The 13,003-nt window shown below is 67.1% G+C and carries 12 protein-coding genes and 1 pseudogene; 5 read left to right on the top strand and 8 right to left on the bottom strand.

Going from position 1 to position 13,003, the window contains the following annotated elements:
* Positions 1–98: 98 nt before the first annotated feature.
* The 3 genes from E8A12_RS20305 (at position 99) to E8A12_RS20295 (ending at position 2,110) form a co-directional block, all read left to right on the top strand.
* Positions 99–470 carry a hypothetical protein gene (locus E8A12_RS20305; RefSeq protein WP_293372251.1) on the top strand — a complete coding sequence of 124 codons (372 nt, stop codon included), beginning with the start codon at positions 99–101 and terminating at the stop codon, positions 468–470.
* Between the two features lie 86 nt (positions 471–556).
* On the top strand, positions 557–1,336 hold the full coding sequence (xth, locus tag E8A12_RS20300; RefSeq protein WP_293372249.1) for an exodeoxyribonuclease III: 780 nt from the start codon (positions 557–559) through the stop codon (positions 1,334–1,336).
* Between the two features lie 48 nt (positions 1,337–1,384).
* On the top strand, positions 1,385–2,110 hold the full coding sequence (locus E8A12_RS20295; RefSeq protein WP_293372247.1) for a hypothetical protein: 726 nt from the start codon (positions 1,385–1,387) through the stop codon (positions 2,108–2,110).
* Here E8A12_RS20295 and E8A12_RS20290 read toward each other — a convergent pair whose 3' ends face one another.
* From E8A12_RS20290 to ilvD, 3 genes are read right to left on the bottom strand one after another with little or no spacing between them, the layout of a single operon-like run.
* Positions 2,111–3,814, bottom strand: coding sequence for an amidohydrolase (locus E8A12_RS20290; RefSeq protein WP_293372245.1), 1,704 nt, complete (start codon positions 3,812–3,814; stop codon positions 2,111–2,113).
* A 48-nt stretch (positions 3,815–3,862) separates the two neighbouring features.
* On the bottom strand, positions 3,863–4,552 hold the full coding sequence (locus E8A12_RS20285; protein WP_293372243.1) for an aspartate/glutamate racemase family protein: 690 nt from the start codon (positions 4,550–4,552) through the stop codon (positions 3,863–3,865).
* Entirely contained in the window at positions 4,552–6,288 is a 1,737-nt protein-coding gene (gene ilvD, locus E8A12_RS20280) for a dihydroxy-acid dehydratase (RefSeq protein WP_293372241.1), read from the bottom strand. The genes E8A12_RS20285 and ilvD overlap by 1 nt, the downstream gene beginning before the upstream one ends.
* Before the next feature lie 488 nt (positions 6,289–6,776).
* Between ilvD and E8A12_RS20275 the strand changes: the two genes are divergently transcribed.
* On the top strand, positions 6,777–9,410 hold the full coding sequence (locus tag E8A12_RS20275) for a TonB-dependent receptor (RefSeq protein WP_293372239.1): 2,634 nt from the start codon (positions 6,777–6,779) through the stop codon (positions 9,408–9,410).
* Between the two features lie 63 nt (positions 9,411–9,473).
* On the opposite strand, the gene E8A12_RS20270 is transcribed toward E8A12_RS20275, so the two are convergent.
* From E8A12_RS20270 to E8A12_RS20260, 3 genes and pseudogenes are all read right to left on the bottom strand, one after another.
* The gene (locus E8A12_RS20270) at positions 9,474–9,614 is read right to left on the bottom strand and encodes a hypothetical protein (protein WP_293372238.1); all 141 of its coding nucleotides are present in this window, start codon (positions 9,612–9,614) and stop codon (positions 9,474–9,476) included.
* A 138-nt stretch (positions 9,615–9,752) separates the two neighbouring features.
* Positions 9,753–10,064: a helix-turn-helix transcriptional regulator gene (locus E8A12_RS20265; protein ID WP_293372236.1), complete on the bottom strand. Its 312-nt coding sequence runs from the start codon at positions 10,062–10,064 to the stop codon at positions 9,753–9,755.
* A pseudogene (locus tag E8A12_RS20260) lies at positions 10,061–10,387 on the bottom strand (type II toxin-antitoxin system RelE/ParE family toxin). The gene E8A12_RS20265 and the pseudogene E8A12_RS20260 overlap by 4 nt, the downstream one beginning before the upstream one ends.
* 329 nt (positions 10,388–10,716) lie before the next feature.
* On the opposite strand from E8A12_RS20260, the gene E8A12_RS20255 reads away from it, so the two are divergent.
* Positions 10,717–11,535, top strand: coding sequence for an enoyl-CoA hydratase-related protein (locus E8A12_RS20255; protein ID WP_293372234.1), 819 nt, complete (start codon positions 10,717–10,719; stop codon positions 11,533–11,535).
* Here the strand turns inward: E8A12_RS20255 and E8A12_RS20250 are convergent.
* Together E8A12_RS20250 and E8A12_RS20245 are read right to left on the bottom strand one after the other, a co-directional pair.
* Positions 11,532–12,008, bottom strand: a complete 477-nt coding sequence (locus tag E8A12_RS20250) for a glutathione peroxidase (protein ID WP_293372232.1) — start codon at positions 12,006–12,008, stop codon at positions 11,532–11,534. The two genes, E8A12_RS20255 and E8A12_RS20250, sit on opposite strands and share 4 nt — an antisense overlap.
* 45 nt (positions 12,009–12,053) lie before the next feature.
* Positions 12,054–12,971 carry a Gfo/Idh/MocA family oxidoreductase gene (locus E8A12_RS20245; RefSeq protein WP_293372230.1) on the bottom strand — a complete coding sequence of 306 codons (918 nt, stop codon included), beginning with the start codon at positions 12,969–12,971 and terminating at the stop codon, positions 12,054–12,056.
* Between the last annotated feature and the right edge of the window lie 32 nt (positions 12,972–13,003).

Genomic DNA, 13,003 nt, shown 5'->3' with positions numbered 1-13,003 from the left:
CAGTTGACCCGGCGCCGACAGGCCCCAAACCAAGGTTCGGCTTGCGCCGGTTCGCCGGCCGCATAACTCTGGTTCGCAACAACGGGAGGGAGGCCGCCATGCATCTTGTCTCGCGCGCCAGGCGCATTGGGCTCGCGCTGCTGGTGGCGGCGGCGATCGTCGGACCCGCCGCGGCCCAGCCTCCCTCCTACGACGGCGACTGGGCCGGCACGCTGGAGGTCCAGGGTCAGAAGTTGCGGCTGGAGCTGCACCTGAAGACCGTGGACGGGCAGGAAACGGGCGAGCTCAACAGCCTCGACCAGGGCGCGACCATTCCGGCGACGGCGGTGAAGACCGAGGGCGGTCAGCTCTCCGTGCTGTTCCTGGCGGTCGGCGGCGAGTTGACGGCCAAGCTGTCGGCGGACGGCAAGACACTGGCCGGAACCTGGAGCCAGGGCGCGCCCCTGCCGCTGACGATGACACGGAAATAGCCTGCGCCCTTGCAGGACGTGGCGCAGCAATCGAAAAGGCCTCACGTCCCCCTGCAGCGGGGATGAGCGGTTGATTGGGACTTGGGATGCGCATCGCCACCTGGAACGTCAATTCGGTCAATGCGCGCCTGGAGACGGTGCTGAAGTGGTTCGAGGCCGCTCAGCCGGACGTCGCCTGCCTGCAGGAGATCAAGTGCGTCGACGAGAAGTTCCCGGCCGAGGCGTTCGAGCGGCTGGGCTATAACGTCGCTGTCCACGGCCAGAAGTCCTATAACGGCGTGGCCCTGCTCTCGAAGACGCCGATGGAAGACGTCCGCCGCGGCCTGCCCGACCCGGGCGAGGAGGAGCAGTCGCGCTATCTCGAGGCGGTGATTTCCGGACCCCGGCCGGTGCGCGTCGCTTCCATCTACCTGCCCAACGGCAATCCGGTGGACAGCGAAAAATATCCTTACAAGCTGGACTGGATGGGCCGGCTGACCCGCCACGCGAAGGACCTGCTGGCCCTGGAGGAACCGCTGGTGCTGACCGGCGACTACAACGTCATTCCCGAAGCGCGCGACGCGGAGTTCCCGGCCAATTGGGAGGGCGACGCCCTGTTCCGCCCGCAGACGCGGGAGGCGTTCCGGGTGTTGAAATACCTGGGCCTGACCGACGCCTTCCTGGAGGCGGATGGGAGCCCCGGCGCCTACACGTTCTGGGACTATCAGGCGGGCGCCTGGCAGCGGAACAACGGCATCCGCATCGACCACGCCCTGCTCTCGCCCCAGGCCGCCGACCTGTTGAGCGGAGTGACTATCCATCGCGACGTGAGGAGCTGGGACAAGCCCTCCGACCACGTGCCGCTGGTCATCGAACTGGACCTTTAGCGAACGCCGATTTGGGCAGACTCAGCCAAGGGGCTTAGCCTGTCCGCCATGGACGAGGTGACCCGGCTCCTGGCGTTGCTCGGCGTCGCTGGCGTTCTGGTCACCCTGGTGGCCGGGATCGCCCGCTGGCGGATGAACGAAGGCCGCCGGATTCAGCGGGGCCTGAAGACCGTGCTGAAAGGCGACCTGCACGGCTTCCTGCCGGCGCTGGGGCGCGGCAAGGGCATGGGGTTCAATTTCACGACCAATCGCTGCGCGGTGGTCTGGGACGCCGGCGCCTGGGGCCTGGTCTATTCGCTCGACGAGCTGATGGGCGCCGAAGTGATCGTCGACGGCCTGGTCACCGGCCGGGTCCATCGCGGCGAGGCGCGCAAGGCGCTGGAGGCCTTCGACGCCGCCGAGCGGGTGGCGCTCAGGTTGGTGTTCGACGACCTGGCTCAGCCGGACTTCATCCTCGACCTGTGGCTGCCGGAGGACGAGGGCCGCCGCGACGAGCTGGCGCCCGCAGAGGCCATCGCCGAGGCCAACCGCTGGCTGGCCAGGATCGAGGCGCTGTTGAGACGCCCGATGGCCGCCAAGCGCGCCGCCGCGCCCGCACCAGCCCCGGTGGTGGCGAGCCCCGCGCCGCCGCCTGAGTCGAAGCCGGAGCCGGAGTTCGAACGGGAGCCCTTCCCGCCGCTTGCTCCGCTGTTTTCGCGCCTCGCCGACGAGGACGACGATGAGGCGCCGTGGGACGAAGACGACGAGGCCGAGGACCGCCGCGCCCTACCGTAGCTAGGCTTGATAGACCGTCGCGCCGCCGGTGACCGTGTGCACGATCTTGATGTCCTTGATCCTGTCCGGATCGACCGTATGCGGATCGTCTGCCAGCACCACGTAATCAGCCAGTTTGCCGGGGGCGATCGAGCCCTTGGTCGTCTCCTCGTGGGAGGCGAAAGCGCCGTTCAGGGTGTTGACCCGCAGGGCCTCGTCGACGGTGATCCTCTGGTTGGCGCCCCAGACCTTCCCGTCCCAGCCCTTGCGCGTGACCATCGCCTGGATGGCCATCAGCGGCGAGAACGGTCCCGGATTGAAATCGGAGCCCGCGCAAACCGGCACGCCGGCGTCCAGCAGGTCGCGGAACGCCATGGCGTTGCGGATGGTCGCCTCGCCATAGAACGGGAACTTGTCGGAGTTGTAGTAGGCGTAGGTCGAGAACACCGCCGGCACGACGCTCGCCGCCTTGATCCGCGCGATTAGCGAGGGGTTCAGCAGGGTGCAGTGGGTGATCTTCGGCCGCGCGTTGGGGCGGGGATAGAGTTTCTGGGCGCGCTCGATGGCGGTCAGCACACGGTCGATCGCCACATCGCCATTCGCGTGGCAATTCACGTCGATCCCCGCTCGGTGCACCCGCTCGATCCAGGCGTTCAGCACCTCCGGCGTCTCGGTGAGGTTGCCGAAATAGGGCGGCGAGACACCGGGATAGGCGTGGCTCATCGCCATGGTCCGCTCGGAGAACGAGCCGTCAACCAGGTGCTCCGACGTCGCGCCGAGCTTGATCCACTCGTCGCCGAAGCCGGTCTGCAGGCCCGAACGGATCATCGCCTCCATGACCAGGGCCTGAGGCTCGTAGCTGACCCGGTGCTTGAGATCGCCCCGCGCGCGGATGTCCTGCAGGGCGGCGAGATCCCCGCCCTCGTGGTGGACGCTGGTCAGGCCGTAACGCACGAACTGCTTGGACATGTGCGCCTGGCCGTCCCGGCCGCGCCGCGCGGCCTCCTGCGGCGTGAAGGTCTGGCGCAGGCCGATCGCTTCGATGGGGCGGCTGGCGTTGTCGGTGACGCGGCCGTTGAGCTCGCCATCGGGGCCCCTGTCGTAGGTGCCGCCCGGCGGGTCCGGGGTCGCCTTGGTGACCCCGGCCATGGCGAGGGCCTTGGAATTGTAGAACATCGTATGCCCGCCGCGGTGGCGCACGCCGACGGGCTGCGTCGTCGACACCCGGTCCAGGTCGTGGACGTTGAGCAGGCGGCCGTCCTTGACCTTGATATCGTCGTAGAACTCGCCCCTGACCCAGGTGTCCGGCGGCAAGGTCTGGGCCCGGGCGCGCAGCTTCTCGACGATGCTGTCGATGGTGACGAACTCGACCTCGAACGGATTGCCGACCAGGACGTCGTAGAGCAGCGTCTCGCCCGGCGCGTGGTTGTGGCAATCGATGAAGCCCGGGGTGACGGTCATGCCCTGGGCGTCGAAGGTCTGGGTGCGTTTGCCGATCAGCGGCCTGATGTCTTCGTTACGCCCCACCGCGATGAAGCGTCCGCCCCGCACCGCGAAGGCCTGGGCCCGCGGCGCCTGGGCGTCGACCGTCAGCACCTTGGCGTTGAGGACCACGAGGTCGGCGTCCTCTGATGCGGCGCCGGCGGCGGCGCGAGCCCAGGGCGCGGCCAGGCCGGCGCCCGCCAGACCGAGGAACCCCCGACGGCTTCGATCGTCCCATCTCATGCGCCTCGCCTCCCCGCGTCGCAGAGGAGTGTCGCGCCGCGCCTGCGGCTAGGCCAGAGCGAAATCCACGGCGGCTTCACAATGGGCGACGGCGGTGTCGACGGTCGCAAGCGGCATGGCGGCGACGTCGAGCAGCAGGCCGATCTCCGTGCAGCCGAAGATGATCCCGTCGCAGCCGGTGGCCTTGGCCTCGTCGATCATCGCCAGCACCGCGGTGCGGGAGGCCTCGGTGATCACGCCCACCACCAGTTCGTCGTAGATAATGGCGTGCAGACGATCGCGGTCGGCCTTGGGAGGGGTGATGGTCGCGATGCCCTGCGCCGCCAGCCGCTCGGAGTAGAACGGCTTCTCCATCGTGAAGCGGGTGGCCAGCAACAGGGCCTTGGTCACGCCCCTCGCTTTCAGCGCTTCGGCCGTCGCGTCGGCGATATGGATCACCGGCTTGGACGTCGCGGCGGCCACCTCGGCGTAGTTCAGGTGCATGGTGTTGGCGCAGATCAGCACCGTGTCGGCGCCCGCGCCTTCCAGCCGCCGCGCAGCATCCGCCAGCACGCGCCCCGTCGCCGCCCAGTCATCCATCCCCTGCAATTCGGCGATGGGGGCGAAGTCCAGCGACCAGAGGGCGATCTGCGCCGAATGCAGTCCGCCCAGCCGCTCACGCACCAGCCGGTTGATCAGCTGGTAGTAGACGGTGGTGCTCTCCGCGCTCATCCCGCCGATCAGCCCGATGGTCTTCATCAGATGTCCGCGTAGACGTGGGTCTCGCCGGCCATGCCCGGATGGGTCACCGCGCCTTCGTGGGCCGGGCCCACCATCTGGGCGTACTTCCAGAGCGCGCCCGAGCCATAGTTGGTCTTGCGCGGCTCCCAATGGCGTTGGCGGTTCTCCAGCTCGATGGGATCGACCTCCAGTTCGATGGTCCCCGCGTCAGCGTCGATGGCGATGATGTCGCCGTCCTTGATCAGCGCGATCGGTCCGCCCATCTGGGCCTCCGGCCCGATGTGGCCGACGCAGAGGCCCCGCGTGCCGCCGGAGAAGCGGCCGTCGGTGATCAGCGCCACCTTGTCGCCGCGGCCCTGGCCGGAAAGCGCCGCCGTGGTCGACAGCATCTCGCGCATCCCGGGTCCGCCGCGCGCGCCCTCATAACGGATCACCAGGACGTCGCCGTCCTCGTAGGCGCCGGCCTCCACGGCGTCGAAACAGGCCTGCTCGCCGTCGAAGCAGCGGGCCGGCCCGCGGTGCGCGCGATGGGAGGTCATGCCGGCCACCTTGACGATGGCGCCGTCGGGGGCGAGCGAGCCCCACAGGCCCACCACGCCGCCGGTCGGCGACAGCGGGTTGGAGACCGGGCGGATCACCTCCTGGTCGTCGCGCCAGGCCACCTCGGTCAGGTTCTCCGCGATGGTCTTGCCGGTCACGGTCATGCAGTCGCCGTGGATGTAGCCACCCTCGAGCAGGGTCTTCAGCAGCATGGGCATGCCGCCCGCCTCGCCCATGTCCTTGGCCACGAACCGGCCGCCGGGCTTCATGTCGGCGATGTGCGGCGTGCGGGCGGCGATCTCGGCGAAGTCGCGCAGGGTGAATTCGATGCCGCACTCGTGCGCCATGGCCGGCAGGTGCAGACCGCCGTTGGTCGAACCGCCGGTCGCCGCGACCACGGCCGCGGCGTTCTCGAAGGACTTGCGGGTGACGATGTCGCGGGGACGCAGGCCCGTCGCGATCAGCCGGACCACCGCCTCGCCCGAGGCCACCGCATAGGCGTCGCGGCTCAGATAGGGCGCCGGCAGCGAAGCCGAGAGCGGCAGGGCAAGACCGATGGCCTCGGAGACACAGGCCATGGTGTTGGCGGTGAACTGCCCCCCGCAGGCCCCGTCCGACGGGCAGGCGACCTGCTCCAGGCTGCAGAGGTCCTCCAGGCTCATCCGGCCAGCGGAATGCATGCCGACGCCTTCGAACACGTCGACCACGGTCACGTCGCGGCCCTGCCACGAGCCGGGCAGGATCGAACCGCCGTAGAGGAACACTGACGGCACGTTCAACCGCAGCATGGCCATCATCATCCCCGGCAGGGACTTGTCGCATCCGGCGATGCCAACCAGGGCGTCATAGGCGTGGCCGCGCATGGTCAGCTCGACCGAGTCGGCGATCAGGTCACGGCTCACCAGCGAGGAGCGCATGCCCTCGTGACCCATGGCGATGCCGTCGGTGACCGTGATGGTGCAGAACTCCCGCGGGGTCGCGCCTGCGGCCTTCACGCCCTCCGACACCGCGTGCGCCTGGCGCATCAGCGCGGTGTTGCAGGGCGCGGCCTCGTTCCAGCAGGAGGCCACGCCCACGAAGGGTTGGGCGATCTCACGGCTGCCGAGACCCATGGCGTAGTAGTAAGAGCGGTGCGGCGCCCGGCTGGGCCCCTCGGTCACGTGACGGCTGGGCAGCCTGGTCTTGTCCCAGCTTCCGTCCGGCTTGCGATGCATCGAATGGACCTCCTGATCGAGGCCGTTCCTTAAGCGTGCAGCGCAACGCAGGAAAGGCCCCGCCGGCTTTCGCGCGAACGCCGATGGCGCGCGCCGGTTGCATTTGGAACCTTGATCGCGCCGGTGCGTTGTGCCCCCGTAACAGCGGTATTCCGTAAGCGGGCGTTTTCCAACAAGAAAAGATGAAATTCGAAATTCCGGTTTGTTCAGATTTCAAATATTCGAGCGCTTGATACAGCGTATAGAATGAATGCCTGGTGGTCGCCGTGTCAGGTTGTCACGGTTTTGCACTGCACAACGCAGCTTCCAGAGCCGGCGCGGCGCATTCCGCCCTCGCGAACCCTGTGTCTCATCTGCAATCCTGACTGACCTATAGTTAGTTATCGACGATAACTAACGGCTCGGCTGTTGACGCTTCCAGGTTGCGCCTCCAGCGTGCCCGTCAGGCGCAGCCAATAGCGTCAAAAGAAACGCTGGGAGGACTACGAATGCCCTGGAAACGCTCTCTATTGGCGTCTAGCGCCCTGCTGGCCGTCGCGCTCGGAACGACAGCGCACGCGCAGACTCGCCCGACCACCGCGGCGGCTGCGGCGCCTAGCAGCACCATCGAAGAACTTGTGGTCACCGCCGAGCGGCGCTCGGCGAACCTTCAGGACGTTCCGGTCGCCGTGACAGCCTTCAGCGCGCGCGAACGCGCCCTGGAGGGGATCACGACAGTCCAGGACATGACCAATTTCACGCCGGGCCTCACCTATTCCAGCCAGCTGGATCGGCCGGTCATGCGGGGCCTGGCCCGTAACAACAACATCTACCTCTCGGACTCGGCCGTCGCGGTCTACTACGACGACTTCTTCTCCAACTCGACCTACCTGGTCGGCCGTGACGACATGGTCATCGATCAGGTCGAGGTGCTGCTGGGCCCACAGGGCACTCTCTATGGACGCAACGCCGTCGGCGGCCTGATCAACACCATCTCCAAGCGCCCGACCGAGGACTTCGGCGGCGAGGTCCGCGCCATCGTCGGCAACTACGGCTTCACGAAGTTCGAAGGCACGGTCAGCGGGCCCACGGGCATCAGCGGGCTGAACTACCGCCTGAGCTTCTACGACCTCGACCAGACCGAGGGTTATTTCAAGAACCTGACAGGTCCGTCCGAGGGCGATGTCCGCCACGATCCCTATGTCGACGCCCAACTCGAATACAAGACCGACAAGGACGACATCTGGCTCGACGCCTATGCGGTGTGGTTCGACAACGACCGTGGCGGTCCGGGCGGCCTGCTCGGCATCCCGACCACGGGCCACTACGACACCTCGCTGACCCAGCCGGGCCAGCTGGTGTTCAACCCGAACTTCCCGTTCGGCGGCGGGGCCGTGCCGGGCTCGGTCCAGGGCATCCCGACAGGCCTGACCGACAACCCGGCCATCAACAACATCCGCACCTTCGCCCACGCCGTGTCGACCAACATCGTCGTCAACGCGGCGCCGACGATCACCCTGCACTGGACCCACCACTTCGACGGATGGGACCTGAAGTACATCGGCGGATACAGCCAATATCACTACAATCTTCACACAGCCTATTTCAACAACGACAACTCACCAGTCACCGCCTACCAGATTCCGCTGGCGCCCGGGGGGACCTGCGCAACGCTCGGGCCGCCAATCTGCACGCCGCTTACCGTCCACCCGCAGCAGATCTTCCAGTATGAGGCGCACCCCGACTGGTCGAGCCACGAATTCGACTTCTCCTCAACGACCGAAGGCCCGGTCCAATGGATCGGCGGCTTCTACCGGTACGACGAAATCGACAACAACCCAGAGACTTTCCAGGAGCCGAACCAACCGCAGATCGCGGCGCCGGCGCCAGCGGCGCCCGGCCTGCCGGCGCCGCCGAATCCGAGCCTCAACTATCTGTTGCTCGACTATCAGGACCACATCTCCTCGACCGCCGCCTTCGGCCAGGTCGACTGGAAGGTCACCGACCAGCTGAAGCTGACCGCGGGCCTGCGCTACACCTATGACGAGAAACACGGCCAGGAAGAAGCCCGCTACATCGCCTTCCAGGACCTCTCCGCCGCCGTCAGCGCAGAGAACCTGGGCTCGCTGCTGCCGGCGGTGGACATCACCCCGGTCCAGGTCAGCCAGACGCCCAGCAAGGGCACCTGCTCGTTGCCGACCCTGCAACTGACCGGCAAATACGCCGGCGACGACGTGCGGTGCCTGAAAGACAATTCCAGCGCCTTCACCGGCACCGCCGGGATCTCCTGGACGCCGGACGCGCAGACCCTCGTCTATGGCCGCTACAACCGCGGTTACAAGGCGTTCGGTTTCAACGCCGGCTACATTGGCGCAAACGTCGAGGCGGCCCCCGAACACGTCGACGACTTCGAGGTCGGCTTCAAGAAGACCATGGGCAACTTCGTCCTCGACGCCGACGCCTTCTACTACAACTACGAGGACGCCCAGATTCCGATCGGCGTGCCGGTGGGCGCGATCACCGTGACCGAGTTCATCAACATCCCGAAGGCGATCTCCAAGGGGATCGAATTCACCGCCATCTGGAACCCGGTTGAGCATCTCAACCTGAGCCTGGTCTACGGCTTCGACGACACCCGCATTCAGTCAGGGTGCAGTCTCGTAGGCGGCGTGGCGACGGGAACCTGCCTCGTGGACGTGGCGGACCCGGGAGCCATCGCGCTCGGCGCGCGACCTGTCGGGGCCACCGGCGCCCAGTCGGTGAGCGGCGACCCCCTGCCGCAGGCGCCCAAGAACAAGGTCGCCTTCAACGCCAACTACACCTTCGTCTTCGACCCCGGCCAACTGATCCTCTCGGGAAGCTATATCTGGAAGGACAAGTCCTACGACTCGGTCTTCGTGCGCGCCTACGACGAGGCGCCGAGCTGGAACCAGGTTGACCTGCGGGCCACCTGGCAGGGCAACCATGACAAGTACGAGCTCGTGGCCTACGTGCGGAACCTGTTCGACACCCTGGGCTACGACGCCGCCGCCGGCGGCTATCCGATCGCAGCCCCTGTGGGCGGCGGCGGCTTCACCCAGGCTCCGGCCTATGACCTGACCCCGCCGCGCACCTACGGCTTCGAGGTCCACTACAAGTTCTGACGCCAGCCGCGACGCAGATACGGAGGCCGCCCCTTCGCAGGGGCGGCCTCTCGTTGTCCCAGACTAGATCGGTGTGAGGCGGGCGACGCGCGCCAACGCATCGCGCCAGGCCGCCTCGATCTGCGCCGTCCACGCCTCGCCCAGAAGGCCGCGGCAGGTCTCTGCGAGCAACGGGAAGAAGCGGCCGAACGCTTCGGACGGCACGCCGACGCCTGGACTCACCTCAACGTTTGTTCGCCAGAACACGCAAGCTGGCACAAACAAAGAACATAAGGCTCGCAGACCCTCGGGCAGGCGATGCGAGGGTGTTGGGCTGGCCTCGGCGGCGCGAAACAGATCCAGCTACTGCCAAGCCTGCGAGGCGCCATGCTCGCCGCTGCTCGGCACGAGGTGGATATCAAGACGACGACCGATCGCGGCTGCATAGCGGGCAATCATCTCGAATGTCGGCATGTGGCGGGCGTTTTCCAGGCGCGCGACCACGGATTGAGAGGTGCCCATTCGGGTCGCGATTTCTGTTTGTGTCAGACCGGCCGCCTGCCGCGCCTCGATCATCTCGCCGACAACAGCGAAGATGGGCCCGAGCCGGTCATACTCGGCTTTGACCTCGGGGTCGGTCAGCAGTTTCTGCCGAAGCTTCACGAGGCTGGTCATGGCTTGATCTCCTTTGCTCGGCGCTCCGCCAACGCCGGGGCCGCGCGGGGTGTTTTCTGGGTCTTCTTCACGAACGCATGCACCACGACAACTCGACGGCCGACCGCGGTAACCTAGATGGCTCGGGCTATCCCATCGCGTCCGCCAAACCGCATCTCCCAAAGCTTGTCTTGAAGATGCTTGACGTGAAGCTCGCCAATCCGCTCCAGGCCCACGGCTTCGATACGTTCAGCCAGACGCAGGAAGGACGCCTGCATGTCCTTGGGCCGCGCAGCGATCTCGGCATCGACCACGGCTCCCAGGGTCTCGACGGTCCATTTCATGGGGCGCCCTGTGCTTTAGCGCACAAACCTTGAGATGAAGCCTGGTTGGGCTCACGCGTTCGCAGGCGATGAGGTTGGCGGCATAGGGACCCTCCAGGTCGAGCGGGCACTGGAACGCCACCGCCAGCATCTCGCCCCGCACAGCGCCTGTGGTGTCGCGGACGAACAACGTCTCCATCTCGGGATAGGCGGCGAACAGGTGCGCATAGACGGCGTAGCAGGGGTCGCCGGCCCGCTCGGCCAGAAGCTCCAGGCTGTCGGCGACGATCTGGCTGGAACGGGTCATGCCGCCCTATAGTCGGCCCAACCAAGCAAAGGGGAACGCCCAGGTGACATTCCACGACATCGTCTACGCCACAAATGAGGGCGTCGGCGTCATCACCCTCAACCGGCCGACCTATCGAAACGCCCAGAGCTACCGGATGCTGGACGAGATCGACCAGGCCTTCGACCTGGCCCGAGCCGACGAGGCCGTGCGTGTGGTGATCGTGCGCGGATCCGGCGGGGTGTTCTCCACCGGCCACGACCTCGGCACCGAGGAGGGCATGGCCTACCGCAACGCCCAGGGCGCCAAGCCGGGAATCCAGACCTACGATCAGTTCAAGAAGTACAATCTGGACCTGCTCTTGAAGTGGCGAAACTTCCCCAAGCCCACCGTCGCGATGGTCGAGGGCTATTGCATCTACGCGGGCTGGATGCTGGCCGCGGCCATGGACGTGGTGTTCGCCGCCGAGGACGCCGAGTTCCTGGCTGGGATGGTGGAATATATGTCGATCCCCTGGGACATCGGCATCCGCCGCGCCAAGGAACTGATCTTCGAGAGCCGCTTCATCTCCGCCGCCGAGGCCGCGCAGTACGGTCTGGTGAACCGGGTCCTGCCCAAGGCGGAGCTGCAGCGCGAGACCTTCGCCTGGGCCGCACGGGTGGCGCAGAACAGCCCCGAGGTCCTGCGGATGGGCAAGCTGCAGATGAACAAAGCCCAGGACGCGCAAGGCTTCAGCCGCGCCGTCGAGGACACGCTCGGCGACTATTGCGCCATGATGTGGATGCCCGGCGTCAACCTGCGGATGGAGGGCGAGAACCGCCTGCTTGCCGTCGACCTGGCCGTTCGCGGCAAACGCGGGACGCGCGCGGCGCCCGCCGTTTAAAGCGCCTTGTCGATCGCCGCGATGATCTCGGCGGCCTCGGGCTCAGTGCGCGGCCCGAAGGCCTGGATCGCCTCGCCGTGCTTGCCGATCAGGATCTTGTGGAAGTTCCACACCGGCACGGCCGGCTCGCCCAGCTCGGCCTGCGCCCACCTGTAGAACGGGTGCGCGCTGTCACCTTTGACGTCGGCCTTCGCGGTCAGCGGGAAGTCGATGTTGAACTTCGTCTCGCAGAAGGCCTTGATCTCGGCCTCGGTCCCCGGCTCCTGGCCGGCGAACTGGTTGCAGGGCACGCCCAGCACCACCAGCCCCTTGTCCTTGTAGTCGGAGTAGAGCTTCTCCAGCCCGTCGTATTGCGGCGTGAGCCCGCACGCCGAGGCGGTGTTCACCACCAGCACCACCTTGTCCTTGAAGGTTGTCAGCGGCAGGGGCGCGCCGTCGATGGTCTTGAACTCGTAGTCGTAGGCGCTGCTCATGGCGGGCTCCGTTTCGGAAAACGCCGGACGCTAGCGCCGATCGGCTCAGCCCGCGAGCCCCTGCTCGATGGCCAGCGCCAGGTCGAGGGCGCGGATCGCCTCCTCCGCGTTGACGATCGGCCGGGGCGCCTCGCCGCGCACCGCCATCAGGAAGCCCTCGACGCTGGCCCCCAGCGGATCCTTGCCGGCCGGCGTGTCGGCGTAGTCGGCGTTCAGCGCGAAGGGCGTGGTGTTGCTGAGCGTGCGGGCGACGAAGTCGATCGCCACCTCGCCGGAGGGATAGACGATCTTCATCGTCCGGTTGCGGGCCGCAGCCTGGCGGGAAACGTCGAACAGGGCCGTGAATCCGTCGTCGAAGGAGACCTCGGCGCGGGCGATGTCCCAGACGCCGTCGCCGCTCAATCGCCCCTCGCCTTCCGCGGTCACCGGATCGGCGGCGGAGATGGCGAGCGCCAGGTCGATGTCGTGGATCATCAGGTCGAGGATCGCCGAGACGTCGCGGCTTCGGTCCGACGGCGGACCGTGGCGCAAGGCCTCCAGTCGCAGCGGCTGCTCCGGGATGTCCAGCAGGCCCATGGCGCGCGACTGCACCCGCTCCTGGTGGCCGCAGGCGACGATCAGGCCCTTGGCCGCCGCCGCCGCGCGGACCCTCTCGCCGTCGGCGACGCTCGTGGCGATGGGCTTCTCGACATAGACGTGTTTGCCGGCCGCAAGCGCCGCCAGGGCATGCTCGGCATGGAAGGTCGCCGGCGAGGCCACGGTCACCACGTCCACCGCGTCCAGGAACTCGGCCAGGTCGGCGAAGGCGCGACCGCCCAGGGGCATGGCGACAGCCGCGGCGCGGTCGGGGTGCACGTCAAAGACCCCAGAGAGCACCACGCCGGGCAGCCGGGCGTACTGGTTCGCATGGTAGCCGCCGAACACGCCCGCGCCGATCACGCCGCCCCTTAACGATTCAGGCATTGGGGGACTCAGCCATGGAAAGCCTCCGAACT

It is taken from the genome of Phenylobacterium sp., from assembly GCF_004799395.1.
In the GTDB taxonomy this organism is placed as follows: domain Bacteria; phylum Pseudomonadota; class Alphaproteobacteria; order Caulobacterales; family Caulobacteraceae; genus Phenylobacterium.
Note: the sequence above shows the minus strand (reverse complement) of the source record. Positions and strands in the feature narration are given on the sequence as shown.